The following is a 24,188-nucleotide window of genomic DNA, read 5'->3' as shown; positions in this document are numbered from 1 at the left end:
GGGACCCCGCGTGACGGCGTACCTCCTCGAGCACGCCTGGATCGGGGACCGCTTCCTCGACGACGTGCTGGTCGAGGTCGAGGACGACCGCTTCACCTCCGTCACGCCCGACTCCGACCCGCCGCGCGCCATCCCGGTCCGCGGCCTGGTCGTCCCCGGCCTCGCCAACACCCACAGCCATGCCTTCCACCGCGCGCTGCGCGGCCGCACCCAGCGCGAGCGCGGCACCTTCTGGACCTGGCGCGAGCAGATGTACGCCGTCGCCGCGCGACTCGACCCGGACACCTACCTCGCCCTCGCCACCGCGACCTACCGCGAGATGGCGGCGGCCGGGATCACGTGCGTCGGGGAGTTCCACTACCTCCACCACCGCCCCGACGGCACGCCCTACGCCGACCCCAACGAGATGGGCGAGGTGCTGGTCGAGGCGGCGCGTCAGGCCGGCATCCGGGTCACCCTGCTGGACACGCTCTACCTCTCCTCCGGCTTCGGGGTGCCGCCCGAGGGTGCGCAGGTCCGCTACAGCGACGGCAGCGTCGAGGCATGGGCCGACCGCGTGGACGCGCTGGCGCCCGCGCCGCACGCCGTCACCGGGATGGCGGTCCACTCCGTGCGCGCCGTCCCCGCCAGCGACCTGGCAGCCGTCGCCGACCGCCTCGCCGACCGCCCGTTCCACGTCCACGTCTCCGAGCAGGTCGCCGAGAACGCCGCCTGCCTCGAGGCGTACGGCGTGACCCCGACGCGGCTGCTCGCCGACCACGGCCTCCTCGGGCCGAGGTCGTCGCTGGTGCACGCCACCCACCTGAGCGACGACGACATCGCGCTGGTCGGCGGGTCCCGTGCGCATGCGTCCTTCTGCCCGACCACCGAGCGCGACCTCGGCGACGGCATCGGGCCCAGCAGGCGGCTGCACGACGCCGGCGCCCGGCTCACCCTCGGGTCCGACAGCCACGCGGTGATCGACCTCTTCGAGGAGATGCGCGCCGTCGAGCTCGACGAGCGGCTGGCCACCCAGCAGCGCGGCCACTGGACCGCCGCCGAGCTGCTGACCGCCGCCACCACCGACGGGCACGCGTCGCTCGGCTGGGACGACGCGGGTGCCATCGCCGTCGGGCAGCGCGCCGACCTCGTGGTCGTCGACCCGGCCAGCCCCCGCACCGCCGGCGCCGGCCGTGACGAGGGCGCGGTCGTCTTCGCCGCGACCGCCGAGGACGTGCAGCGGGTGATGGTCGACGGCCACTGGGTCGTCGAGGAGGGCCAGCGCTACGACATCGGGCTCGAGCTGGAGTCGGCGATCGCCCGCACCTGGGGGGAGGAACGCCGATGAGCCACCAGCTCTCGACCGTGATCACCGGCATCGGCGAGCTCACCACCAACGACCCGGAGCGGGCCGAGCAGGGCGGCCTGCTCGGCCTCGTCCACGACGCCGCCGTCGTGGTCGAGGGGACCCGCGTCGCCTGGGTCGGTCCGGCCGCGGAGGCGCCCGACGCCGACGTGCAGGTCGACGCCGGCGGGCGCGCGGTCGTCCCCGGTTTCGTCGACTCGCACAGCCACCTCGTCTTCGCCGGCGACCGATCCGCGGAGTTCGAGGCGCGGATGACCGGCCAGCCCTACACGGCCGGTGGCATCCGCACCACGGTCGCGAGGACCCGTGCCGCCACCGATGAGCAGCTCACGTCGCACGTCGCCAGGCTCGTCGCCGAGATGCGGGCCCAGGGCACCACCTCCATCGAGATCAAGAGCGGTTACGGGCTGTCGGTCCACGACGAGGCCCGCAGCCTCGCAGTGGCCCGCCAGTTCACCGAGGACACCACCTTCCTCGGCGCCCACGTCGTCCCCGCGGAGACCACCCCCGAGGACTACGTCGACCTCGTCACCGGCCCCATGCTCGCGGCCGCGGCGCCGCACGCCCGGTGGATCGACGTGTTCTGCGAGGACGGCGCCTTCGACGTCGACCAGGCACGCACCATCCTGGCGGCGGGGTCCGACAGCGGCCTGCGCGGACGCCTCCACGCCAACCAGCTGACGTACGGCGGGGGTGTGCAGCTGGCGTGCGAGCTCGGTCTCGTCGCCGTCGACCACTGCACCTACCTCTCCGACGCCGACGTGTCCGCGCTCGCGTCGAGCGGCACCATCGCGACGCTGCTGCCGGGGGTGGAGTTCTCCACCCGCCAGCCCTACCCCGACGCGCGCGGCCTGCTCGACGCCGGCGTACGCGTCGCGCTCGCCAGCGACTGCAACCCGGGCTCGTGCTTCACCTCCTCGATGGCGCTGTGCATCGCGCTGGCGGTCCGCGAGATGCGGATGAGTCCTGCCGAGGCCCTGCACGCCGCGACCGCCATGGGCGCTGCCGCCCTCGACCGGGACGACGTCGGCGTGATCGCCCCCGGCAAGATGGCCGACCTCGTCCTGCTCGAGGCTCCCTCCTACGTCCACCTCGCCTACCGCCCCGGCGTCCCGCTCGTCGCCGGGGTCTGGCAGGCCGGCCGCCCCGTCGTCGGCCCCTGGGGGTAGTCCAGTGGGATCTGGCTGTCGCCGCCTGGTTCGCAGCCACTACCCACTGGACTACCCCGGCCCGACCCCGCCCGGCCCGACCCCGCCCGGCCCGACCCCGCCCGGCCCGCTACCTCAGGCGCGCGCCGTACGCCGTCGGGGACCGCGTCTGAGGTAGCCGGCCACCCGGGGATAGGGCACGCGCCCGATGTCGGGGCCCACCTCACGGACGCACGCTCTTCCCATGGCCCGCACCGGGCCGAGGAGAAGAGGAGATCGACATGTACACCACCGACAGCTTCCTGGGCGCCGAGGTCAGCTACCGACAGGACAGGATCCGGAAGGACTACGGGCACCGCCGCTGGACCCGGGTCCGCACCGACGACACCGAGAAGTGACCCGTACCGCGATCGACCCATCAGTGTCGGACCGACAGGACACAATGTCGTCCGTGCCGGCCCTGCGGACCACCGATCTCATCGGACGCGATGCCGAGCTGGAGCACCTCACCGCCCAGCTCGGCATTCGCACGTCCGCGCCTGCTGCCGCCCGCGCGGTGCTGGTCGGCGGTGACGCGGGCGTGGGCAAGACCCGCCTGCTGATGGCCCTGTGCGACACCGCGCTGGAGGCCGACTGGCAGGTCGTCGCCGGCCACTGCCTCGACCTCGCCGACAGCTCGCTGCCCTACCTCCCCTTCTCCGAGATCCTCGGCCGCCTGATGGCCGACCACCCCGACGTCACGGGCCGCGTCCTCGAGGTGCACCCCACCCTCGCCCGCCTCCAGCCCGGCCGTCGGATCCGCAGCAGCGAGACCGCGTCGGGCGACCAGGCCCTCGACCGCGGCAACGTCTACGACGCGTTCGGCCACCTCCTCGCCGCCGTCGCCGAGCAGGCCCCGGTCCTCGTCGTGGTGGAGGACGCCCACTGGGCCGACGAGTCGACCCGCGACATGCTGAGCTTCCTCTTCTCCCGACCGGTCCCCGGCGTCGCGCTCGTGGTGTCCTACCGCTCCGACGACCTCCACCGCCGCCACCCGCTGCGCCGCCAGGTCGCGGAGTGGATGCGCCTGCGCGGGGTCGACCGGCTCCAGGTCGAGCCGCTCGCCGCCGACGACGTACGCCGCCTGGTCCGCGCGCTCCACCCCTCCACGCTGTCCGAGGCGGAGTACGTCTCCATCGTCGACCGCGCCGAGGGCAACCCGTTCTTCATCGAGGAGCTCGTCGGTGCCGCGTGGTCCGGCCAGGTCCCCGGCGAGCTCGCCGACGTGCTGCTCGTCCATCTCGACCGCCTCGACGAGACGACCCGCCGTGTCGTGCGGCTGGTCTCGGTCGCGGGCCGCCAGGTCGGCCACGGCCTGCTGGCCGCCGTGTCCGACCTCGGCTCCGCCGAGCTCGAGGGCGCGCTGCGCACCGCCGTCGACGCCCACGTCCTGGTCGCCTCGCGCGGTGGCACCTACGCCTTCCGCCACGCGCTGCTGGGCGAGGCGGTCTACGACGACCTGCTGCCAGGGGAGCGGATGCGGCTGCACGCCGCCTTCGTCGCCGCGCTGGGAGAGGGACGCGCCGTCGGTACGGCGGCCGAGCTCGCGCAGCACGCCCGACGGGCCGACGACCGCCCGGTCGCCGTCCGCGCGTCCATCGAGGCGGGCGAGGAGGCACTGGCCGTGGGTGGTCCGGCAGAGGCCGCCACCCACTTCCTCGACGCGCTCGAGCTGGTCGACACCACCCGCGAGCCGCTGCCCGACATCGACGCCTTCGCACTGGCCCGTCGGTGCGCGGAGGCGCTGGTCGCCTCCGGTCGGGTGCCCAAGGCGGTCAAGGTGCTCCGGGCGCGCCTGGCCGCCCTGCCGGCCGAGGGTGCGGCCGTCGACCGCGGCCAGCTGCTCACGGCGCTCGCGTCCGCCCTGCTGCTCACCGACACCACCGACTCGCCCCGCGAGATCGCGGCGGAGGCCGTCGAGCTGCTCCGCGGTGGCCCGCCCAAGCTGCTGGCCCGGGCGCTGCTGGTGCACGCCCAGAGCCTGGGCGGGTGGCACGCCGACGAGGCACGGAGCGTGGCGCTGCAGGCGCTCGAGCTGGCCGAGCGCAACGACCTCACCAGCCTGGCCGTCGAGCTGCACGCCACCGTCGCCGGGCTCGACCCGGCCGGCGGCGCGAGCCCCAGCGCCGGCTGGCGGGCCGCGGCCGAGCGGGCCCGGCGGGCCGGGCTCATCGAGCCCGAGCTCCGCGCGCTCTACCTGCTCGGTCGGCACCACCACGACGAGGGCGACCTCGACACGGCCGTGGCGGTCTACCGCGAGGTGATCGCGCGCAGCGAGGTCGGCGGGCTGACCTGGTCGCCCTACCCCGCCGAGGCCCGGTTGCTGCTGGCGGTCGCGCTCACCCACCAGGGCCGGCTCGACGAGGCGTGGCACCTCCTCGACGTCAGCGGGCAGAACCCGCCCATGGTCTTCGAGTGGCTCTACTTCGCCCACCAGATGTTCATCACGATCGGCATCCGGGGCGAGCCCAAGCAGGCGGCCCTCGAGCGCCTCCGCGACCACTGGGGCACCGACGGCCTGACCGCCATCTCCTCCGGCGGCGCGGAGATCATGCGCGCGGCCGCCGCCGGTGACGCGGCGCTCGCGCTGTCGGCGTACGACGACCTGGTCGCGGTGGTCGTGCCGCTGTGGCACGAGTGGTTCCAGGCGCGGCTGCGCCTCGCGACCCTCACGATCGCCGCGTTCGCCGCCGCGGCTGCGCACCAGTCGGCCGACGAGCGCGGGTCGGCGGCCCACGACGTCGAGCGGCTGGTCTCCGACGGCGGCCGGGTCATCGACTTCTACGCGCCCTACGACGGCAGCCACGGCCCCGAGTACCGCATGTGGGTGGCCCGTCGCGCCGCCGAGCACCTCCGCTGGCGCTGGCTCGCGCAGGTCGACCCGCCCTCGGCCGACGAGCTCGTCTCGTCCTGGCGCGCCGCCGAGGAGGCCGCCGTCGCCTACGCCAGCGTCCCGGAGGTCGCCCAGACCCGCGTCCGGCTCGCCGGCGTGCTGCGCGCCGTCGGCGACACCACCGGCGCCAGGACCGTTGCCGACCAGGCGCGCGAGGCGGCGCGGGAGCTCGGTGCGCGGCCGATGCTCGACGAGCTCACCGCCCAGGGCTCCGCGCCCGTGCCCGCCACCTCCGCCCACCCGGCGACGCTCACCCCGCGCGAGGCGGAGATCCTCGCCCTGGTCGCGGAGGGCCGCTCCAACGGCGAGATCGGCAAGCAGCTCTTCATCAGCACCAAGACCGTGTCGGTCCACGTCTCCAACATCCTGGCCAAGCTGGACGCCGCCTCACGCACCGAGGCGGCCGCGGTCGCACGCCGGCGCGGACTGCTCTGAGTCCCGCCCGGGGACGGTGCGGCCCCGTCGGCCACACTTCTCGCCATGCCTGACTTCCGGTGCTCCATCGCCAGCCTCGTCGACGACGAGCCGATGGGCGGCACGGCCCCGACCGACCCCGAGCTCCTGCTGGTGGAGAGCCCCGGACCGTGGGGACGTGACGCGATCAGCGACAACCGCCTGCCCGAGGCGGTGCGCGACCACCTCGGATCGGTGGACCTGAAGGTCTTCCTGCTCCGCCGACCCGACGGCAGCAGCGGTCCCGGCACCCACGTGTTCCACGCCCGCGCCACCGCGACGGGCTACGACGTCCGCGCCACCGTCCTCGACCGGGTCGAGGACCTCCTGGACCTCGACCTCGCCGCACTGCCGTCGTACGACGACCCGCTCTGGCTGGTGTGCACCAACGGCAAGCGCGACCGCTGCTGCGCCGAGATCGGCCGTCCGATCGCCGGACGGCTCGCGCAGACGTGGCCCGACGGGACCTGGGAGACCACCCACCTCGGCGGGCACCGGTTCTCCGGCACCCTCCTGGCCCTGCCCACCGGGATCACCCTGGGCCGGCTCGACCCCGACGCCGCCGTCGAGGCCTGCACGGCGCTCACGCGGGGGGAGGTCCCGCTGCCGTGGACCCGCGGCCGCGCGGGCCGGCCCGCGGTGCAGCAGGCCCACGAGCTGCACGTCCTGGCGGGCGGGGACCTCGCCGACGAGGTCGTCGCGGTCCCCGGCCCGGGACGGCGGCAGTCCTGCGGTGACGACAAGGTCAAGGCGACCACCCGTTTCGAGGTCCGCGCGACGCGACCCGTCGAGGGCTGACCCCGTCCCCAGGGGTGTGGGACCGTGGAGCTCGCCATCACCAGACTCGACGCAGATCCGGGGCGGACCGTCCGTCGCGGCGCGAGTAGGAGGATCCATGACGACGACTCCTGACAACCCCCTCGGCGACGACGAGATGACCACCGAGGGCGTCGACCCGACCGGGGTCGCGGCCGGACCCACCACGGACGCCGACGGCACCGACGCCGATGCGACGGACGGCGACTCGACCGACGCGACCGACGGCGACTCCACCGACGCCGACGGCACCGACGCGGACGCGACGGACGGCGACTCGACCGACGCGACCGACGGTGACTCCACCGACGCCGACGGCACCGACGGGTCTTCGCTCTGAGCGCTCTCGACCGCCTCACCGGTGACGCCCAGACCTTCCTCGACAAGGTCTGGGCGTCGTCGGTCCACGTCCACCGCACCGACCCGTCGTACGGCGCCGAGGTGCTGTCGCTGGCCGACGTCGACCACCTGCTCACCGAGACCGCGATCCGCGCCCCGGCGGTCCGTGTGGCCCGCAACGGCTCCGTGCTGCCCGAGTCCGCCTTCACCCGCGGCGGCAGCCTCGCCGGCAAGCCGCTCACCGGGCTGGTCGACCCGGTCCGGTTGATGCGCCTGCACGACGAGGGCGCCACGATCGTGCTGCAGGGGCTGCAGCGCTACTTCTCGCCCGTCGGTGACCTCGTCGCCGAGCTCGAGCTCGAGCTCGGCCACCCCTGCCAGGCGAACGCCTACCTCACCCCGCCGGGCGCCCAGGGCTTCGCGGTCCACTCCGACTCCCACGACGTGTTCGTGATGCAGACCCACGGCACGAAGATGTGGGAGGTGCACGGCGAGGGCGGTCCGGGCGACCTGCTGCTGGAGCCCGGCGTCGTGGCCTACCTGCCGACCGGCACTCCCCACGCCGCCCGCGCGCAGGAGTCGGTGTCGCTGCACCTCACCATCGGCATCAACCAGCTGACGTGGCGCAGCCTGGTCACGCGCGAGGTCGGCCGCCTGCTCGCCGACGTGCCCGACGACCACGTGCCCGCGGGCTACCTCGACGACCCGGGCCGGCTCACCGAAGGCCTCGCCGACCACCTCGCCGCGGTCGCCGACGCCGTACGCCGCCTCGACCCCGCCGCGCTCGCGGCGAGCCAGGCCGAGGGCTTCGTCAGCGGACGCCCGCCGCGGCTGGCGGGCACCCTTCTCGACCGCCACGCCCTGGCCGGCGGGCTCGACCCCCACACGCGACTGCGGCGCCGCCGCGGGCACCCGTGCGTGCTCGTCGACGACGGTGACGCGGTCCGCGTGATGATCGGCGACCGCGTCCTGCGGGTGCCCGCGCGGGTCCGCCCGGCGCTCGAGCACGTCGCCGCGCACGCCGATCTCGCGCCGCGTGACCTCCCGGTCGACGAGCAGAGCGCGCTGGTCCTGTGCCGACGGTTGGTGCGGGAGGGCCTGCTCGAGGTCGTCCGGTGACCGCCTTCCGCTGCGCGGCGGCCAGTCGGGCCCGTGGCGACGAGCTGGCCGGCACCGCCTCGACCGTGCGCAGCTTCCTGCTGCTGGAGCACCTCGGGCCGTGGGGCGTGGACGCGCTGCGCGACGCCCGGCTGCCCGACGGCCTCGGTGCCCACCTGCAGGAGCAGGCGCGCCGGCACCGGGTCCGGGTGCTGCTCGTCCGCAGGCCGGGCCGCCGCGCCGGCGCCGGGCCGACCCGCGTCGTCGCCGCCCGGGCGGCCGGGCCGGCCTCGTGGGCCGAGGGCGCCGACCTCGACCGGATCGACGACGTGCGCGACGTCGACCTGGCGGCCCTCGGCGCCGGCCGGTCCGTCGGTCTCGAGCCGCAGGGTGACCCGGTCCTCGCCGTCTGCACCCACGGGCGCCACGACGCCTGCTGCGCCGAGCTCGGGCGTCCGGTCGCCTCCGCCCTGGCGGACGGGCCGCAGGCCGCCGCCGTGTGGGAGACCTCCCACGTCGGTGGCGACCGCTTCGCCGGGAACCTCGTGGTGCTGCCTCGCGGGCTCTACTACGGCGGGCTCGACCCGGACTCCGCCCACGAGGTCGCCGCCGCGACGGCCAGGGGCGAGGTGCTCCTCGAGTTCTTCCGCGGTCGCTCCGACCTGCCGATGGCCGTCCAGGCCGCCGACGTCGCGCTGCGCAGGGAGCACGGACTCCTCGGGCTGGACGACCTACGTCCCGGCGTCGTGCAGGTCGCCGACGACCTCACCACCGCCCGGTTCGCGGTGGTCGGTCACGGGGAGGTCGACGTCGTCGTACGCCGGGTGCTCGGCGCCGACCTGCACCGGCTGACCTGCTCCGCCGTGCGCGACAGCGCGGTGCCGCGACACGAGGTGATCGAGGTCCGCGGGGCCTCCTGAAAACCCGCGCGCGCAGGCCGGCCGCGGGTGGGAGACTGGGCGCTCGTGACCTGGACCGACCGGTTCCGCGCGATGCGGATGGACGTGACCCCGCTGCGGGAGTCGCGTGACTTCCGCCTGCTCTTCACTGCCGGCAGCGTGTTCTACCTCGGCAGCATGGTGGCCTACGTCGCCGTACCGTTCGCGATCTACGACCTCACCGGTTCCAACCTCATGGTCGGCCTGGTCGGGCTCGTCGAGCTCGGACCGCTCGTCGTCTTCGGCCTGTACGGCGGTGCGCTGGCCGACCACGTCGACCGGCGTCGCCTGCTCGTCGCCACCGGGGTCGCCCAGGTCGCCCTGATGGGTGCCTTCGCCTGGAACGCCTTCTCCGCCCAGCCGAGGGTGTGGCTCATCTTCGTCATCGCCGCGCTCTACGCCGCGGTGAGCTCGATGCAGCGCCCGTCACGCGAGGCGCTGGAACCGCGCACCGTGCGGCACGACCAGATCGCCGCCGCCAACGCGTTGAGCAGCTTCGCGATGCAGTTCGGCGTCCTCCTCGGCCCGCTCGTCGGCGGCCTGCTGGTGGCCTACGTCGGCGTCGGTTGGTGCTTCGTCGCCGGCTTGGTCGGCTACTCGGTCGCCACACTGCTGTTCGCGGCGATGCGGCCCTACCCGCACGACGGTGAGACCACCCCGCCCAGCCTGCGCGGGATCCACGAGGGCCTCACGTACGCGGTGCGCCGCCGCGACCTGCTCGGCACCTACCTCGTCGACATCGCGGCGATGATGCTGGCCATCCCGGTCGTGCTGTTCCCGGCCCTCGCGCACGAGGTCTTCGACCGCCCCGAGCTGCTGGGAGTGCTCTACTCGGCCGAGACGGTGGGTGCCCTCGTCGCGACCGCGCTCAGCGGCTGGGTCGGCCGGGTGCACCACCACGGCCGTGCGATCGTGATCGCCGCCAGCCTCTACGGCGCCTGCATCGCGCTGGCCGGGCTGATGCCGTCGTTCTGGCTGGCGTGCCTGTTCCTGGCGCTGTCCGGCGCGGCCGACATGGTGTCGGCGGTCTTCAGGTCGACGGTGTGGAACCAGACGATCCCCGACACCATGCGCGGGCGCTTGGCCGGCATCGAGATGCTGTCCTACTCGGTCGGGCCGATGGTCGGTGAGGCCCGCGCCGGGTTCGTGGCGGACGCGTGGTCGGTGCGAGGCGCGATCGTCAGCGGTGGCGTGGCATGCGTCGGCGGTGTGTTGCTCACTGCGGCTGCGCTGCGGGACTTCTGGTCCTACGACTCGCGCACCGACGCCCACGCCGTCGCCGAGCGCGAGCGGCGGGCAGCAGGGCCGACGTCCGCCTAGCCGACCCCTCCTCAGCCGAGGCGGTCGCGGAGGTCGGTCGGACGGTCGGGCTGCAGGTCGGGGCGCTCGACGACCAGTCGGGGGCGTCCCGCCTCGGCGTCCTGCAGGTCGCGGGCGGCGCGGTCGGCCTGCGCCTGCTCGCGCCCGGCGACGGCCTCGGCCTCGCGCAGGTCGAGCCTCGCGTCGGTGAGCTCGCGGTGCAGCGTCTGCACCTTGGCGGCCTGGGCCGCGATCTCCTCGGGCGGGGCCTCGGCGAGCACGAGCTCCTCGAGCCGGCCGAGCGCGGTCTGCTCGCGGCGCCTGAGCGCGTCGACGGTGCCGCGGGCCGACTCGGAGGTGTCACCTGCCTGCACGGCATCGAGCGCCTCCTCGGCGGCCTCGCGTCTGAGCTCGCCGAAGCTCACCTGGTGGGCACCGGCCGGGACGAGCCCGGCGCGGTCCTGGTCGGGGTGGACGCCGGCGTGCTCGGCGAGGGCCGTGACGAGCTCGCGGGTCGCGGCCCGGCGGGCGTCACGCAGCTCGAGCTTGGTCTCGAAGCACGCCTGGTAGGCCTTCCAGCCGGCCTCCCACGCGTCGGCCTGCTTCTGGGTGGCGTCACCGGGCAGCGTCTCGACGGGCGGCCAGATGCGGTTGTCGCGGACCTCGAGGCCCCGGGTCACGGCCAGGTCGCGCAGCTGCTCGAGGCCCTCGCGGTGACGCCGCAGGACCTCGGAGTAGGCGTTGATCGCCCGGCCGAGGCCGCGGAGGCCGTCGCGGACGCTCGCCGACTCCTCCCGGCGGCGGCCGGCCCGCTCGCGCAGCGTGTCGGCGGCCTCGCCGGCGAAGACGTCCTCCGGCAGCGTGGCGGTGCGCTCGAAGGCGTCGACGGCGAGCTCGACCTTGCCCGCGATCCGGCGCACCGAGTCGCCGTAGGAGTCGACCTTGCCGGGCTCGAGCCAGTGGTAGTGGCAGCCGATCGGGTCACCGAACCGGAGCGTGTCCTGCTGGGTCTCGATCCGGTCGACGGCGACCCGCGTCATGGCGTCACCCGGTCGAGCTGCGCGGCGACCGTCGCGGCCTCGCCGACCATGGAGTCGAGCTCGTCGAAGTCGATGATCGAGTCGTCGATGGCGCCGGCGAGGGTGCGGCACCTCTTCGCGACCTGCTCGGCGTCGTCCATCAGGCTGCGGACCCCCTCGACCAGCAGGTCGCGCCAGGGGAAGTCGTCGGCGGGATGCTCGATGTCGCCGAGCGCGGACCGCAGGTCCTCGCGGGCGGAGTCGAGCTCCTCCTTGGCGCCCCGCAGCGCCCGCTGGTTGATCGCGATCGGCCTCATCCCGCTCTTCTGCCCCGATGGACGGCGTCGAAACCAGAAGTCGTGGAACTGTGAACTACGCGGTCATCCGGTCTGGACCGGCACGCCCCGACCCACCGCCCCGACGCACCGCTCCGACCCGCAGCGAGCGGGCTCAGACGTGGCCGCTGAGCTGCGCCATCCGCAGCTCGAGCCGGCCGAGCAGGTCGTTGCACGCCTTCTCGGGCATCGCGGAGCGCTTGTCGCCCCCGCGGGCGCACACGGGCAGCACGTCGATGGAGAGCTTGGCGCCGCCGGCGAGCGCACGCAGCTCGTCCAGCTTGTCGCCGAACGGCGTACCGCTGCCGGGGGAGTAGTAGTGCACCGCGGCGTCGACGTCGTCGGCGAAGAGGTCGGCCTTGGTGACCGCGACGACCAGCCACGTCGGCCGGTCGCGGCGTACCGCCATGCTCGCGATCCGGTGCGCCGTGATCGACCAGTCCTCGAGCTCGGCGGCCAGCTGCTCCTCGCGGGTGGCGAGCGCCGTCCCGGTGGTGCCGCCCGTGCGGCGGGGGGTGGCGTGGCCCCAGGCCACGACGTGCAGCACCCCGTCGACGGGCTCGTCGTGGAAGACCTCGTCGAGCGCGCCGAGCCGGGTGGCGGCGTTCTCGCCCGGGACGACGCGGAAGCGGTAGCCGCGCAGCCGTGCGTTGCGACGCGTACGGCGCTCCATGACGGCCGAGCCCACGTCGGGTCCGGCCGCCGACTCCGCGCTGGCCCGCTTCGAGAGCCGGTCGGCCAGGCGGGTCTTGCCGACGCCGGTCATGCCGGTGACGGCGACCGTCGGGTAGCGGTGCCGCAGCAGGCGGGAGGCGCGTTCGGGGGCCTGGGAGAGCGCGGCGAGCGCGCCGCCGGCGAGGGTCGTGCCGATGGCGGCCCTGCCGTGTCGCAACGGTGACTGCATGGCCCCTATCCTGTCCGACGAGGGGTGGCCGGCTCGCCGCCCGGGCGGGTCAGTTGGCCCGGCACCCGCCCGTCTTGGACAATGACGAGGTCACCGCATCCTCGCGAAAGGTCCCCCGACACCGACATGGACACCGAGAACCGCCCCGTCCTGACGGGGCTCGTCGCCCTGGTCGGCGTCGCCGTGGCCATCGGCCTGCTGGGCGGGCTGGCCGTCCTCGTCGGCGTCAAGGTCACCGGCATCGGCGAGAGCACGGGGGCCAGCGCGGACCCGAGCGCCTCGGCGACCTTCCGGCTGCCCAAGCCGAGCGAGACCAGCACCGAGACCGTGCCGGAGGAGGCGACGGAGCCGAGCGCGGGCGCCGAGCCCACCTCGGAGGCGCCGGCGACCGGCATCTCGCTGTCGGCCTCGCAGCAGTCGGTCAGCCCGATGCAGCAGATCGACCTGACCGGCACCTACCAGGCCGGCGAGGGCGCGATCCTGCAGGTGCAGCGGATGGAGAACGGCGCGTGGTCCGACTTCCCGGTGACCATGTCGGTCAGCGGCGGCACCTTCGCGACGTACGTCCAGACGAGCCGCACCGGCCCCAACGAGTTCCGGGTCGTGGACACCGACTCCGACGTCGTGTCCAACGAGGTGACGGTCACCGTCGGCTGAGCGCCGCCCGGTCCCGGTCCACGCGGCGGGTCCAGTAGCCCACCCAGCCGGCGCCCGCCAGTCCGAGCACGCCGACGGTCACGCACGCGACCGCCAGCGGGGCGACGGCGGCCACCGCGCTGACCAGGAGGGGTCCGCCGGTGTTGCCGATGTCGCCGCACAGCCGCCAGGCGCCGAGGAACTGCGACCTCCCCTCGACCGGTGCCGCATCCGCCCCGAGCGTCATCACGATGCCCGACCCGAGGCCGTTGCCGCACGCGATCAGCGCCATCACCAGGGCGACCGAGGCGGCGCTGGTGGCGAGCGGGAGGAGCAGGCAGGCCACCGCCATCGAGAGCACCACCGGCACGGCGACGACCATCCGGCCACGGGTGTCCATCAGCCAGCCGCCGGGCCACATGAACGCCACGTCGATCGCCGCGGCGCCGGCGAAGATGAGCGACGTCGTCGACGCCGACAGCCCGACGTGGTCGGCCCACAGCGGCAGGAGGCTGAGCCGCAGCGAGCGGCTCGCCCCGAGGATGACGACGGCCGTGCCCAGCGTGGCCAGCAGGCGGCGGTGGGCGGCGATCACGGTCCACACGCCCAGATGCCCGCTGGCCCGCGCCGCCGCGCGCTTCTCCTCGCCCAGGTCGGGCATCGTGGCCGCGAGCAGGGAGGCGAGCACCGACATCGCCGCACCCAGCCAGAAGACGCTCGTGAGGTCCGAGACCGCGATGAGCCCGGCCCCGATGAGCGGGCCGACCAGCACGCCGACCCGGTAGGAGCCGCCCAGCAGCGACATCGCCCGCGCCCGGTGGGTCTCGGGGACCACGTCGATCATGAAGCCCTGCCGGGCGATGAGGAACAGCGTCCAGCACACCCCGCTGAGCAGCACCCCGGCCGCCAGTCCCAGGACCGAGTCGGTGAGCGCCGCGAACGCCATCGCGCACGCGTCCACCAGCCCCGCGCCGACGAGCGCCCGTCGCTCGCCGATCCGGGCGATGAGGGCGCCGGACGGCAGGCTCGCGAGCAGCTGCCCGACGCCGAGCAGGGCGACGATCGCCGCGGCCACGCTGACGTCGGCGCCGAGGTCGCGCGCCCGCAGCGCCAGCACCGGCAGCATCGCGCCGTGGCCGATCGCGGAGACGATGGAGGGGCCGTACGCCACGAGCCAGATGTCGCGGAAGCGGAAGTCCTGCGTGGTCCCCGAGGTCACCGGCCCATCCTCCCAGCCGCGGTCCGGACCGGTGGAGCATGTCCCACCCCGCCCGTAGGCTCCACGACGTGGCTCCCGAACCCCGCACGACCGACGCCCGGCCCAGCCCCATCGACCTCCCCGGCGGCGGTGACTGGCTCGACTGGGTGACGCAGCGTTGCCACGACCAGCTCGAGGAGGCGCAGCAGCAGGTCGGGCTGGTGAAGGCCGGTTCCTCCGACGCCCCCGTCGTCCTGGTCGCGTGGAACAAGGCCGAGACCGCCCTCGCCAACGCCGAGGCCGTCGCCCTGTGGGCCGAGGTGCACCCCGACGCCGCCGTCCGCGACCGTGCCGACGACCTCAGCCAGCAGGTGCAGAAGTACGTCACCGAGCTCGGCCTGGACCGCGACCTCTACGCCGTCCTCGACCGCCTGGCGACCTCCTCCGACCTCACCGATCTCGACGCCGACGGCCGCCGGGTCCTCGAGCACACGTTGCGCGACTTCCGCCGCGCCGGCGTCGACCGCGACGACGCCACCCGCGACCGCCTGCGCGAGCTCAGCGAGCGGGGCGTCAAGCTCTCCCAGGACTTCGGTCGCAACATCCGCGACGACGTGCGCTCGATCCGGGTCACGCCCGAGCGGCTGGCCGGCCTGCCCGACGACTACCGCGACGCCCACGCGCCCGACGAGGACGGTCTCGTCACCGTCACCACGGACTACCCGGACCTCGTTCCCTTCATCACCTTCGCCGTCGACGCCGAGGCCCGTCACGAGCTGGCGCTGGCGCAGAACAACGTCGCGTGGCCCGCCAACGACCAGGTCCTCCAGGACCTCCTGGCGGTGCGCCGCGAGACCGCGTCGCTGCTCGGCCACGACTCCTGGCCCGACTACGACACCGAGGTCAAGATGATCGGCACCGGCCAGGCGGTCGCCGACTTCATCGACCGGGTGGGCGAGGCGGCCAAGGAGCGCGCCGCCGACGAGGTCGGCGTGCTCCTGGAGCGCAAGCGGGTCGACGACCCGGCGGCCGACACCGTCGCCACCTACGACTCGCGCTACTACTCCGAGCTCGTCCGGCGCGAGCAGTACGACGTCGACGGACAGGTCGTGCGCACCTACTTCGGCTTCGAGCAGGTCCGCCAGGGCCTCCTCGACGTCACCGGCCGGCTCTTCGGGCTCGAGTGGACCCCCGTCCCGCACGGCGACGCCGGCACCTGGCACCCCGAGGTCGCCAGCTACGACGTCGGCCTCGACGGCGCCCGGATCGGGCGGATCCACCTCGACCTGCATCCGCGCGAGGGCAAGTTCAAGCACGCCGCCCAGTTCGACATGGTCAAGGGCATCGCCGGCGAGCAGCTCCCCGAGGGCGTCCTGGTGTGCAACTTCAACCGCGGCCTGATGGAGCACGACGAGGTCGTCACCCTCTTCCACGAGTTCGGCCACCTCATCCACCACGTCCTCGCCGGCCAGGGCCGGTGGGCCCGCTTCTCCGGCGTCGCCACCGAGTGGGACTTCGTGGAGGCGCCCAGCCAGATGCTCGAGGAGTGGGCGTGGGACGCGGACGTGCTGGCCACCTTCGCGCGCAACGAGGCCGGCGACACCATCCCTGCCGACCTGGTCGCGGCGATGCGCCGGGCCGAGCAGTTCGGCAAGGGTCTCTACGCGGTGCAGCAGATGTCGTACGCCGCGCGGTCCTACTGGTTCCACGCCGCGGCCCATGACGACCTCACGTCCTACGGCGACGAGCTCCAGCGCCGCTACTCCGTCTTCCCGCCGCTCGAGGGCGCCCACATGCACTGCGCGTTCGGCCACCTCGACGGCTACTCGTCGGGCTACTACACCTACATGTGGTCGCTCGTCATCGCGAAGGACCTGTTCTCCGCGTTCGACCCCGACGACCTCTTCGCGGCCGACGTCGCGCTGGCCTACCGCGACAAGGTCCTCGCGATGGGCGGGCGCAAGGACGCCGCCGACCTGGTCGCCGACTTCCTGGGCCGGCCATACTCCTTCGACAGCTGGGCTGCCTGGCTCGCAGAGTGAGCGATCGGCAGGACCGGGCCCCACGGTGTTGACGGGCCGCACGCACCCCGTGCGCGATCTGACTTGACGTCAATTCAGACTGCGCGCACCTGGTGGTGCGAGCGGTTCAGTGGGCGACCAGGACCGGTCGCGTCGGCGTCACGCCGGCGAGGCGCTCGGCCACGGCGTCACCGAACTCGCGGTGGCCGTCCTCGGTGAGGTGGAGGCGGTCGTCGAGGTAGTCGAGGTCGAGGTCGCTCGTGCGCACGTAGGGCACGCCGTAGCGGTCGGCGAGCACCGCGAGCCGGTCGTCGACGCGCGGCACCGCGCGGGCCCGGAGCGGCGCGGTCGCGGGCCCGACGATCACCACGTGCTGGCCGGCGAGGTCGGCCATCAGGTTGCGGAAGCCGCGGTCGATGGCCCGGACGGGCTGGTCGAAGTCGTTGAGCCCGCCCTCGACCACCACGAGCCGTGGACGTACGCCGACCGCGGTCGGCGCGCGGTCGTGGAACGACACCCGGCCGCAGCCGCTGGCGCCGGCGCTGAAGCCCGACCCGGAGAACCCGCGCACGTGCACCTCGCCCGGGAGCCGCGCGGCCCAGGAGCGGGACAGGTCGTCCTGGCCGAGCCCGACCGACCACGAGTCGCCGATCACCAGCACCCGCTGTCCCTCACCGGTCACGACCGCGGCGCGCTCGCGCGCGTCGAGGCGGTGCTGCTGGCAGCGGGTCGGGCCGGCGTCGGCGATGTCGGCGAGGTAGAACGCCATCAGGGCAGCGATCAGCAGCGCGATGGTCGAGGCGCCGACGACCCGGCGCAGGTTCCCCCGATGGAGCACGTGGACAAGTGTGCGTCCTCCAGGCGGTTCCGCGCAGGCGAAAACCCCTGAGATTCCCCTGACTTCGGGACCTAGGCTGCCGCCCATGACGACCGACGCCCTCCTGGCGGCCTACGACGAGCAGCTGCGCACCGACGCCGAGATGGCGCGGGCCCACGAGGTGGTGCGCGAGGGGCCGCTCCTGTGGGCGGTCTTCGACCACGGCGGGTTCGTGTCCTACCGCGACCTGGGCGGCGCCGAGGGCGAGGCGCTCGACGCGCTGGTCGAGCGGACCGTCGCGCACTTCCGCGACGACACGGACGTCGCGTCCTTCGAGTGGAAGTCGCGCGGGCACGACCTGCCCGCCGACCTCGGCGACCGGCTCGTCGCGCACGGGTTCGTCGCCGAGCCGCGCGAGACCGTGATGATCGGGGAGGCCTCCCGCCTCGCCGTCAACGCACCCCTCGCCGAGACGCCCGAGGGCCCCGTCGTCGTACGCCGTCTCGAGCCGGGTCCGACGGCCGTCGACGACCTCACGCGGATGCTCGACGCCCAGGAGTCGGTCTTCGGCACCGGGCGCGGACCCTCGGTGGCGTCGTCACTGGCCGAGCTCGAGTCGGGCGGCTCGGAGTTCTGGGTCGCCGAGGTCGGCGACCGGGTGGTCTGCGGCGGTCGGCTCACCCCGGTCGAGGGCACCGAGTTCGCCGGCATCTGGGGCGGCTCCACGCTGCCGGACTACCGCGGCCGGGGCATCTACCGCGCGCTCGTCGCTGCCCGAGCCCGCTCCGCGGTGGCACGCGGGATCCGGTTCATCCACTCCGACTGCACCGACATGTCCCGCCCGATCCTCGAGCGCTCCGGCTTGGAGGCCGTGACCACGACGACGCCGTACGTCTGGTCCCGCTGAGTCGCCGTCCCGTCTCGCAGAGGGATCAGAGCGGCGTGTAGTCGATCTCCAGGAAGTCGGCGACCTCCGGCACCCAGCGCTCGGCGACGAAGGCCGTGTGCACGGGGTGCTCGTTGTAGCCGTCGTACGCCGCCTGGTCGGCGAACTCCATCGAGAAGCCGAAGGCGAAGTCGTTCTTCGGGCTGGTCTGGCGCAGCTGCTCGTACGCCGTGACGCCGGGGATGTCGGCCAGCGCCCGGCCGGCGGCCAGGAAGTCGGCCTCCTCCGGGGAGCCGGGGGCGTGGTGGAGCCGGAACGCGACGGTGTGGCGGATCATGCCGCAAGGCTAGGCGGAGCCGGGTCACGGAAGATTTCTGTCCGGATCGGGAACACTGGCGGCGTACCTGCGTTGTAACCCATGAACAGACTTGAGCCGGATCGGCTCAACTGTTTTGCCTCCTCCGCCGAAGCGCGGCAGGATGGCAGCAGACTCACGTCATCCATACGCAGCAGATACGCAGCAGGAGGAACACACCATGGCTCGAGCGGTCGGCATCGACCTGGGCACGACGAACTCCGTCGTCGCCGTCCTTGAGGGTGGCGAGCCCACCGTCATCGCCAACGCCGAGGGCGCCCGGACCACCCCGTCCGTCGTCGCCTTCACCAAGTCCGGCGAGGTCCTCGTCGGCGAGGTCGCCAAGCGACAGGCGGTCACCAACGTCGACCGCACCATCCGGTCCGTCAAGCGCCACATGGGCGAGGACTGGAAGGTCGACATCGACGACAAGACCTTCACCCCCCAGCAGATCAGCGCGTTCGTGCTCCAGAAGCTCAAGCGCGACGCCGAGGCCTACCTCGGCGAGACGGTGACCGACGCGGTCATCACCGTCCCGGCCTACTTCTCCGACGCCCAGCGCCAGGCGACCAAGGAGGCTGGCGAGATCGCGGGCCTCAACGTCAGCCGCATCGTCAACGAGCCCACCGCGGCCGCGCTGGCCTACGGCCTGGACAAGGGCGAGGACCAGACGATCCTCGTCTTCGACCTCGGTGGCGGCACGTTCGACGTGTCCCTGCTCGAGATCGGCGAGGGCGTCGTCGAGGTCAAGGCGACCTCCGGTGACAACCACCTCGGTGGCGACGACTGGGACAACCGCGTCGTGGAGTGGATGGTCAAGAAGTTCAAGGACGCCAACGGCGTCGACCTGGCGGCCGACAAGATCGCCAAGCAGCGCCTGCAGGAGGCCGCGGAGAAGGCGAAGATCGAGCTCTCGTCCTCCAGCGAGACCACGGTCCACCTGCCCTACATCACGCACGGCGAGTCGGGCCCGCTGCACTTCGAGGAGAAGCTCACCCGCAGCGAGTTCCAGAAGCTCACCGCCGACCTGCTCGAGCGCACCAAGGCGCCGTTCCAGTCGGTGCTCAAGGACGGCGGCGTCGCCGTCGCCAACATCGACCACGTGGTCCTCGTCGGCGGCTCGACCCGCATGCCGGCCGTGACCGAGGTCGTGACCGAGCTCCTCGGCGGCAAGCAGCCCAACAAGGGGGTCAACCCCGACGAGGTCGTCGCCGTCGGCGCCGCGCTCCAGGCCGGCGTCCTCAAGGGCGAGGTCAAGGACGTGCTGCTCCTCGACGTCACCCCGCTCTCCCTCGGCATCGAGACCAAGGGTGGCGTGATGACCACGCTCATCGAGCGCAACACCACCATCCCCACCAAGCGGTCGGAGATCTTCACGACCGCCGACGACAACCAGCCGTCGGTGGAGATCAAGGTCGCGCAGGGCGAGCGCCAGATGTGGTCGCAGAACCAGCCGCTCGGCAACTTCGAGCTGACCGGCCTCCCGCCGGCCCCGCGCGGCGTGCCGAAGATCGAGGTCACCTTCGACATCGACGCCAACGGCATCGTGCACGTCTCGGCCAAGGACCAGGCGTCCGGCCGTGAGCAGTCGATGACCATCTCCGGTGGCTCGGCGCTCGGCAAGGACGAGATCGACCGCATGGTCAAGGAGGCCGAGCAGTACGCCGAGGAGGACGCCAAGCGTCGCGAGGCCGTCGAGGCCCGCAACCAGGGCGACCAGCTCGTCTACACGACCGAGAAGTTCCTCACCGACAACGCCGACAAGCTCCCCGACGACGTCAAGACCGAGGTCCAGGCCGACGTCGACGCGCTCAAGGAGACGCTGGCCAAGGAGGACGCGTCCCCCGAGGACATCACCGCCGGCATCACCAAGCTCGGTGAGTCCAGCCAGAAGATGGGTGCCGCGATGTACGCCGCCGCGGAGGCCGACCAGGCCGCTGCGGGCGGTGCCACCGGGGCGACCGGCGAGTCCGACGACGACGTCGTGGACGCCGAGATCGTCGACGAGCAGGCCGACGGCTCGACCGACGGTGACGCGACCGCCGAGGGTGAGTCCAAGTGACCGATCGCCCCGTCGACCCCGCCGCGGGCGCCGAGGCGACCGACCTGCCGGAGGGGGAGCCCACCGTGGCTCCCCCTCCGGGGGGCTCCGGCTTCGGTGACGCCGCCGGCGAGATGGCCAACGAGACCGAGGTCGAGGAGCAGGTCGCCGGTGACGCCGTCGCCGGCGACGCGCCCGGCACCGCCGAGGAGCGCCCCGACCTGGGCTCCGGTGACACCGACGTCGACACCGAGGAGGACGAGCTCGCTGCCATGAAGGGTTCGCTGGCCGACCTGACCAACGACCTGCAGCGTCTCTCCGCCGAGTACGCCAACTACCGCAAGCGGGTCGACCGCGACCGGCAGCTGGTCGCGGAGACCGCGGCCTACAAGGCGCTCGCCCCGGTCGTCGAGGTGCTCGACACCATCGACCGGGCCAGGGAGCACGGCGAGCTCGACGGCGGCTTCAAGGCCGTCGCCGACCAGCTCGAGCGCGTGGTCGCGAGCGCCGGCCTGGTCCGCTTCGGCGAGCCGGGCGACGCGTTCGACCCGACGTTCCACGAGGCGCTGAGCCACCTCGGCACCGACCCCGAGGTCCAGGTGACGACGGTCAAGCACGTCGCCAAGGGCGGCTACCGCATGGGCGACCGCGTCGTGCGCGCCGCCCAGGTGCTCGTGGTCGACCCGGCCGACGCCTGAGCACACCCGTTCGATGACCGAGCAGACGGAGAGGGGGTTCCCCCATGGCTGAGACTGAAGGCTTCCGCAACGACTGGGCGACGAAGGACTTCTACCAGGTCCTCGGCGTCCAGAAGGACGCCAGCGCGGCCGACATCAAGAAGGCCTACCGCAAGCTGGCCCGGGCGAACCACCCCGACTCCAACCCCGGTGACGACGCCAAGCACGACAGGTTCAAGGCCGTCGCCGAGGCCTACGACGTCGTGGGCGACGAGGCGAAGCGCAAGAAGTACGACGAGTTCCGCTCGCTGCAGGCCCGGGGCGGCTTCGGCCCCGGGATGGGCGGCGGCGTCGGTGGCGCCGGCGGTGGCTTCGGCGGCGGCGGGTTCAACCTCGACGACCTGCTGCGCGACCGCGGCGCCGCCGGTGGCGGACTCGGCGACATGTTCGGCGACCTCTTCGGCGGCGCCCCGCGAGGGCGTACCCAGCAGCAGGCCCGGCCGCGTCGCGGCGCCGACGTCGAGAGCACGGCGACCATCGGGTTCACCGACGCCCTCGACGGCGTGACGGTATCGCTGCGGCTGACGTCCGACGCCGCCTGCCCGACCTGCCAGGGCACCGGCGGCAAGCCCGGCACCCGTCCGCACATCTGCCCCGAGTGTGAGGGCGCCGGCTTCATCGTGGCGGGCACCGGCGGAGCGTTCTCCATCAACGAGACGTGCCCGCGGTGTGGCGGTCGACAGCTCGTGTACGACGAGGCCTGCCCGACCTGCCACGGCAGCGGCCGCGGCACCTCGGCGCGCACCATCCAGGCCCGGATCCCGGCCGGGGTGAAGGACGGCGCGAGGATCCGGCTGAAGGGCAAGGGTGCGCCCGGCGACAACGGCGGCCCGGCCGGTGACCTCTTCGTCAAGGTCAAGGTCACCCCGCACCGGGTGTTCGGTCGCAAGGACGACAACCTCACCATCGACGTGCCCGTCTCCTTCGACGAGGCGGCGCTCGGCGGCGAGGTGAAGATCCCGACGCTCGGCGGTGCGCCGGTGACCCTCAAGCTGCCGCCGGGCACCCCCAACGGCCGCACCTTCCGGGTCCGCGGCAAGGGTGCCACCAAGCGCGACGGCAGCAAGGGTGACCTGCTCGCCACGGTCGAGGTGCAGGTCCCGGCCCACCTCGACCCGACCGCCCGCGAGGCCCTGGAGGCCTACCGGGCGGCCACCGCCGGCAAGCCCCTCCGCGCAGGACTGTTTGAGTAATGAGCGGGATGTTCCGGCCACCGTCCCCCGACGCCGCGGTCTACGTCATCTCGGTCGCCGCGGAGCTGACCGGCCTGCACCCGCAGACGCTGCGTGCCTACGAGCGGATGGGGCTCATCCAGCCGGGCCGCACGGGCGGCGGCGGTCGCCGCTACTCCCACCGCGACATCGAGCGCCTGCGCGAGATCGCCGACCTCACCAGTGCCGGCATCGGCATCGAGGGGGTGCGGCGGATCATGGACCTCGAGCTGCAGGTCGACGCCCTTCGCGCCCGCAACGAGGAGCTGATGGCCGAGCTCGAGGCGCTGCGCGCCGGCCTGGCCGCCCGGGCCGCCGTCCAGCCGACCAACAAGCTGCCGGTGCTGCACCAGTCCGTCGGGCAGTCCCTCGTCGTCTGGCGTCGTTCGCGCTAGCCCGCCTGGGGCAGCCACTGTCCACTGGACTACCGGCCGGCGCCGCAGCAGCAGGGCTCGACGGCTGAGTACGTCCCCTGTCGGCGCGGCCACGTAGGGTCAGGGCGTGATCGAACGATGAGCAAGATGGACAACCTGCGTGCCATGCGTGAGGCGAAGTACGCCGAGGCCCAGAAGCGCGCGGGCTCGGCCCCGGCCCGAGCCAAGGCGGCGGCGCCCGTCGCCCCGCCGGCCCCGGCTGCGAAGAAGGCAACCAGGACGGCAGCGCCGACGAAGGTCGAGTCCGAGCAGTCGGCGACCGAGGAGCTGTGCGGCCACCGCAACATGAGCGGGCGCACCTGCACCCGCGAGGCAGGCCACGCGGCCAAGAGCCACCGCTACTCCTGACCTCCAGCCCCTGGGGTCACGCACTGAGCTCCTCGGCCGGTACGCCGGCCGGGTGCGGCGCCGGCACCCCGCGCAGCTCGGCGACCTGCGACACCAGCGCGGTCATCACCTCGTCGGCCACCCGGCGGACGGTCGCCTCGTCGACCGGGTGGTCGTCGGTGACGCCCGCCAGACGGCGTACGTCGATGGGCTCGCCGACCGCGACGCGCACCCGCGGGCGCAGGACGGTGTTGCGCAGCAGCCGGGCGATGATGCCTGTCTTGCCGACCACCTGCTGGGCGCCGACCAGTGCCACCGGGACGACCGGCGCGCCCGAGCGGAGCGCGAGGCGGACGGCGCCGGTCTTCGAGCGCTCGGGCCAGTGCTGCGGATGGCGGGTGATCCGGCCTTCCGGGAAGAGCCCGACCGCCTCGCCGGCCGCAAGAGCGGTGGCCGCGGCGTCGAGCGAACCGGCGGCCGCGTCGGTGCCGCGGAGGACGGGGATGAAACCGAGGCGGCGTACGACCGGACCCACGAGGGCCGAGCGGAAGACCCCGCCGGTCGCCATCAACCGGAGCGAGCGACCCAGGCGGCGACCGACGAGGGCCAGCAGGATGCCGTCGGCGAAGCTGGTGTGGTTGGCGACGACGATGAGCGGCCCGTCCGGGAGCTGGGCGGTCGGAACCGCGCGGCGGGTGAGCTCGAGGCGGCTGACCACGGAGACGAGGCTGCCGAGGAGGCCGGCGGCGACGGCGTAGAGGAGGGCGGCGCGGAGGCCCGGGCGCTGCCAGGTGCTGGGGTCCATGGGGCGAGTGTGGGGCGCCGAGGTCGTGCCGCGCGTGCGTATGAGCACTCAGGTCGACGATCCGACGGCACCATGAAGGCAGTTCGCGAGCGGC

Annotated in this window: 23 protein-coding genes; 16 read left to right on the top strand and 7 right to left on the bottom strand. The window is 73.6% G+C overall.

Features of this window, described 5'->3' with window-relative positions:
* The first annotated feature begins 10 nt into the window (after positions 1-10).
* The 8 genes from Q1B24_RS17760 to Q1B24_RS17725 all read left to right on the top strand — a co-directional run bounded on the left by Q1B24_RS17760 (position 11) and on the right by Q1B24_RS17725 (position 10,389).
* Positions 11-1,327, top strand: coding sequence for a formimidoylglutamate deiminase (locus tag Q1B24_RS17760; protein WP_299931346.1), 1,317 nt, complete (start codon positions 11-13; stop codon positions 1,325-1,327).
* Positions 1,324-2,514 carry an imidazolonepropionase gene (gene hutI, locus Q1B24_RS17755; RefSeq protein WP_299931345.1) on the top strand — a complete coding sequence of 397 codons (1,191 nt, stop codon included), beginning with the start codon at positions 1,324-1,326 and terminating at the stop codon, positions 2,512-2,514. The genes Q1B24_RS17760 and hutI overlap by 4 nt, the downstream gene beginning before the upstream one ends.
* Positions 2,515-2,944: 430 nt before the next feature.
* Positions 2,945-5,860: a helix-turn-helix transcriptional regulator gene (locus Q1B24_RS17750; protein ID WP_299931344.1), complete on the top strand. Its 2,916-nt coding sequence runs from the start codon at positions 2,945-2,947 to the stop codon at positions 5,858-5,860.
* A 45-nt stretch (positions 5,861-5,905) separates the two neighbouring features.
* Positions 5,906-6,676, top strand: a complete 771-nt coding sequence (locus tag Q1B24_RS17745; RefSeq protein WP_299931343.1) for a sucrase ferredoxin — start codon at positions 5,906-5,908, stop codon at positions 6,674-6,676.
* A gap of 97 nt (positions 6,677-6,773) precedes the next feature.
* The gene (locus Q1B24_RS17740) at positions 6,774-7,034 is read left to right on the top strand and encodes a hypothetical protein (protein WP_299931342.1); all 261 of its coding nucleotides are present in this window, start codon (positions 6,774-6,776) and stop codon (positions 7,032-7,034) included.
* 101 nt (positions 7,035-7,135) lie between these two features.
* A complete protein-coding gene (locus Q1B24_RS17735; RefSeq protein ID WP_366916535.1) occupies positions 7,136-8,152 on the top strand; it encodes a cupin domain-containing protein in 1,017 nt (338 codons plus the stop codon).
* Entirely contained in the window at positions 8,149-9,051 is a 903-nt protein-coding gene (locus Q1B24_RS17730; protein ID WP_299931341.1) for a sucrase ferredoxin, read from the top strand. The genes Q1B24_RS17735 and Q1B24_RS17730 overlap by 4 nt, the downstream gene beginning before the upstream one ends.
* A 45-nt stretch (positions 9,052-9,096) precedes the next feature.
* A complete protein-coding gene (locus tag Q1B24_RS17725; protein WP_299931340.1) occupies positions 9,097-10,389 on the top strand; it encodes an MFS transporter in 1,293 nt (430 codons plus the stop codon).
* A gap of 11 nt (positions 10,390-10,400) precedes the next feature.
* Here the strand turns inward: Q1B24_RS17725 and Q1B24_RS17720 are convergent, their stop codons facing one another.
* From Q1B24_RS17720 to Q1B24_RS17710, 3 genes are all read right to left on the bottom strand, one after another.
* Entirely contained in the window at positions 10,401-11,408 is a 1,008-nt protein-coding gene (locus Q1B24_RS17720; protein ID WP_299931339.1) for a hypothetical protein, read from the bottom strand.
* Positions 11,405-11,704 (bottom strand): hypothetical protein, encoded by a 300-nt coding sequence (locus Q1B24_RS17715; RefSeq protein WP_299931338.1) that lies wholly within the window; start codon positions 11,702-11,704, stop codon positions 11,405-11,407. The genes Q1B24_RS17720 and Q1B24_RS17715 overlap by 4 nt, the downstream gene beginning before the upstream one ends.
* A 133-nt stretch (positions 11,705-11,837) precedes the next feature.
* Entirely contained in the window at positions 11,838-12,626 is a 789-nt protein-coding gene (locus Q1B24_RS17710; RefSeq protein ID WP_299931337.1) for a hypothetical protein, read from the bottom strand.
* A 126-nt stretch (positions 12,627-12,752) separates the two neighbouring features.
* On the opposite strand from Q1B24_RS17710, the gene Q1B24_RS17705 reads away from it, so the two are divergent.
* Positions 12,753-13,283 (top strand): hypothetical protein, encoded by a 531-nt coding sequence (locus tag Q1B24_RS17705; protein ID WP_299931336.1) that lies wholly within the window; start codon positions 12,753-12,755, stop codon positions 13,281-13,283.
* On the opposite strand, the gene Q1B24_RS17700 is transcribed toward Q1B24_RS17705, so the two are convergent.
* Entirely contained in the window at positions 13,270-14,481 is a 1,212-nt protein-coding gene (locus Q1B24_RS17700; protein ID WP_299931335.1) for an MFS transporter, read from the bottom strand. The genes Q1B24_RS17705 and Q1B24_RS17700 overlap by 14 nt on opposite strands.
* A gap of 68 nt (positions 14,482-14,549) precedes the next feature.
* Between Q1B24_RS17700 and Q1B24_RS17695 the strand changes: the two genes are divergently transcribed.
* On the top strand, positions 14,550-16,502 hold the full coding sequence (locus Q1B24_RS17695) for a M3 family metallopeptidase (protein WP_299931334.1): 1,953 nt from the start codon (positions 14,550-14,552) through the stop codon (positions 16,500-16,502).
* A gap of 106 nt (positions 16,503-16,608) precedes the next feature.
* On the opposite strand, the gene Q1B24_RS17690 is transcribed toward Q1B24_RS17695, so the two are convergent.
* On the bottom strand, positions 16,609-17,319 hold the full coding sequence (locus Q1B24_RS17690) for an SGNH/GDSL hydrolase family protein (protein WP_299931333.1): 711 nt from the start codon (positions 17,317-17,319) through the stop codon (positions 16,609-16,611).
* Positions 17,320-17,404: 85 nt separating this feature from the next.
* On the opposite strand from Q1B24_RS17690, the gene Q1B24_RS17685 reads away from it, so the two are divergent.
* Complete coding sequence (locus tag Q1B24_RS17685) at positions 17,405-18,205, top strand: GNAT family N-acetyltransferase (protein ID WP_299931332.1); 801 nt, start codon at positions 17,405-17,407, stop codon at positions 18,203-18,205.
* 25 nt (positions 18,206-18,230) lie between these two features.
* On the opposite strand, the gene Q1B24_RS17680 is transcribed toward Q1B24_RS17685, so the two are convergent.
* On the bottom strand, positions 18,231-18,521 hold the full coding sequence (locus tag Q1B24_RS17680; RefSeq protein ID WP_299931331.1) for a Dabb family protein: 291 nt from the start codon (positions 18,519-18,521) through the stop codon (positions 18,231-18,233).
* Between the two features lie 199 nt (positions 18,522-18,720).
* On the opposite strand from Q1B24_RS17680, the gene dnaK reads away from it, so the two are divergent.
* The 5 genes from dnaK to Q1B24_RS17655 all read left to right on the top strand — a co-directional run bounded on the left by dnaK (position 18,721) and on the right by Q1B24_RS17655 (position 23,310).
* Complete coding sequence (gene dnaK / locus Q1B24_RS17675) at positions 18,721-20,601, top strand: molecular chaperone DnaK (protein ID WP_299931330.1); 1,881 nt, start codon at positions 18,721-18,723, stop codon at positions 20,599-20,601.
* Positions 20,598-21,278, top strand: a complete 681-nt coding sequence (gene grpE / locus Q1B24_RS17670; protein ID WP_299931329.1) for a nucleotide exchange factor GrpE — start codon at positions 20,598-20,600, stop codon at positions 21,276-21,278. Before dnaK ends, grpE begins: the two co-directional genes overlap by 4 nt.
* 44 nt (positions 21,279-21,322) lie before the next feature.
* Positions 21,323-22,510 carry a molecular chaperone DnaJ gene (gene dnaJ, locus Q1B24_RS17665; RefSeq protein WP_299931328.1) on the top strand — a complete coding sequence of 396 codons (1,188 nt, stop codon included), beginning with the start codon at positions 21,323-21,325 and terminating at the stop codon, positions 22,508-22,510.
* Positions 22,510-22,923: a MerR family transcriptional regulator gene (locus tag Q1B24_RS17660; protein WP_299931327.1), complete on the top strand. Its 414-nt coding sequence runs from the start codon at positions 22,510-22,512 to the stop codon at positions 22,921-22,923. Before dnaJ ends, Q1B24_RS17660 begins: the two co-directional genes overlap by 1 nt.
* Positions 22,924-23,040: 117 nt before the next feature.
* Positions 23,041-23,310: a hypothetical protein gene (locus Q1B24_RS17655; RefSeq protein ID WP_299931326.1), complete on the top strand. Its 270-nt coding sequence runs from the start codon at positions 23,041-23,043 to the stop codon at positions 23,308-23,310.
* Between the two features lie 16 nt (positions 23,311-23,326).
* On the opposite strand, the gene Q1B24_RS17650 is transcribed toward Q1B24_RS17655, so the two are convergent.
* Positions 23,327-24,094, bottom strand: coding sequence for a lysophospholipid acyltransferase family protein (locus Q1B24_RS17650; RefSeq protein ID WP_299931325.1), 768 nt, complete (start codon positions 24,092-24,094; stop codon positions 23,327-23,329).
* Positions 24,095-24,188: the final 94 nt, after the last annotated feature.

Source organism: uncultured Nocardioides sp. (genome assembly GCF_947488025.1).
In the GTDB taxonomy this organism is placed as follows: domain Bacteria; phylum Actinomycetota; class Actinomycetes; order Propionibacteriales; family Nocardioidaceae; genus Nocardioides.
This window is presented reverse-complemented; position numbering and strand designations above follow the sequence as displayed.

Excerpts from the sequence above, each read along its gene's own strand:
- Q1B24_RS17680 (WP_299931331.1), bottom strand. The coding sequence starts at position 18,521 with ATGATCCGCCACACCGTCGCGTTCCGGCTCCACCACGCCCCCGGCTCC.
- Q1B24_RS17655 (WP_299931326.1), top strand. The coding sequence starts at position 23,041 with ATGAGCAAGATGGACAACCTGCGTGCCATGCGTGAGGCGAAGTACGCC.
- Q1B24_RS17705 (WP_299931336.1), top strand. The coding sequence starts at position 12,753 with ATGGACACCGAGAACCGCCCCGTCCTGACGGGGCTCGTCGCCCTGGTC.
- Q1B24_RS17710 (WP_299931337.1), bottom strand. The coding sequence starts at position 12,626 with ATGCAGTCACCGTTGCGACACGGCAGGGCCGCCATCGGCACGACCCTC.
- Q1B24_RS17715 (WP_299931338.1), bottom strand. The coding sequence starts at position 11,704 with ATGAGGCCGATCGCGATCAACCAGCGGGCGCTGCGGGGCGCCAAGGAG.
- dnaK (WP_299931330.1), top strand. The coding sequence starts at position 18,721 with ATGGCTCGAGCGGTCGGCATCGACCTGGGCACGACGAACTCCGTCGTC.
- Q1B24_RS17685 (WP_299931332.1), top strand. The coding sequence starts at position 17,405 with ATGACGACCGACGCCCTCCTGGCGGCCTACGACGAGCAGCTGCGCACC.
- Q1B24_RS17660 (WP_299931327.1), top strand. The coding sequence starts at position 22,510 with ATGAGCGGGATGTTCCGGCCACCGTCCCCCGACGCCGCGGTCTACGTC.
- hutI (WP_299931345.1), top strand. The coding sequence starts at position 1,324 with ATGAGCCACCAGCTCTCGACCGTGATCACCGGCATCGGCGAGCTCACC.
- Q1B24_RS17740 (WP_299931342.1), top strand. The coding sequence starts at position 6,774 with ATGACGACGACTCCTGACAACCCCCTCGGCGACGACGAGATGACCACC.
- dnaJ (WP_299931328.1), top strand. The coding sequence starts at position 21,323 with ATGGCTGAGACTGAAGGCTTCCGCAACGACTGGGCGACGAAGGACTTC.
- Q1B24_RS17650 (WP_299931325.1), bottom strand. The coding sequence starts at position 24,094 with ATGGACCCCAGCACCTGGCAGCGCCCGGGCCTCCGCGCCGCCCTCCTC.
- Q1B24_RS17745 (WP_299931343.1), top strand. The coding sequence starts at position 5,906 with ATGCCTGACTTCCGGTGCTCCATCGCCAGCCTCGTCGACGACGAGCCG.
- Q1B24_RS17720 (WP_299931339.1), bottom strand. The coding sequence starts at position 11,408 with ATGACGCGGGTCGCCGTCGACCGGATCGAGACCCAGCAGGACACGCTC.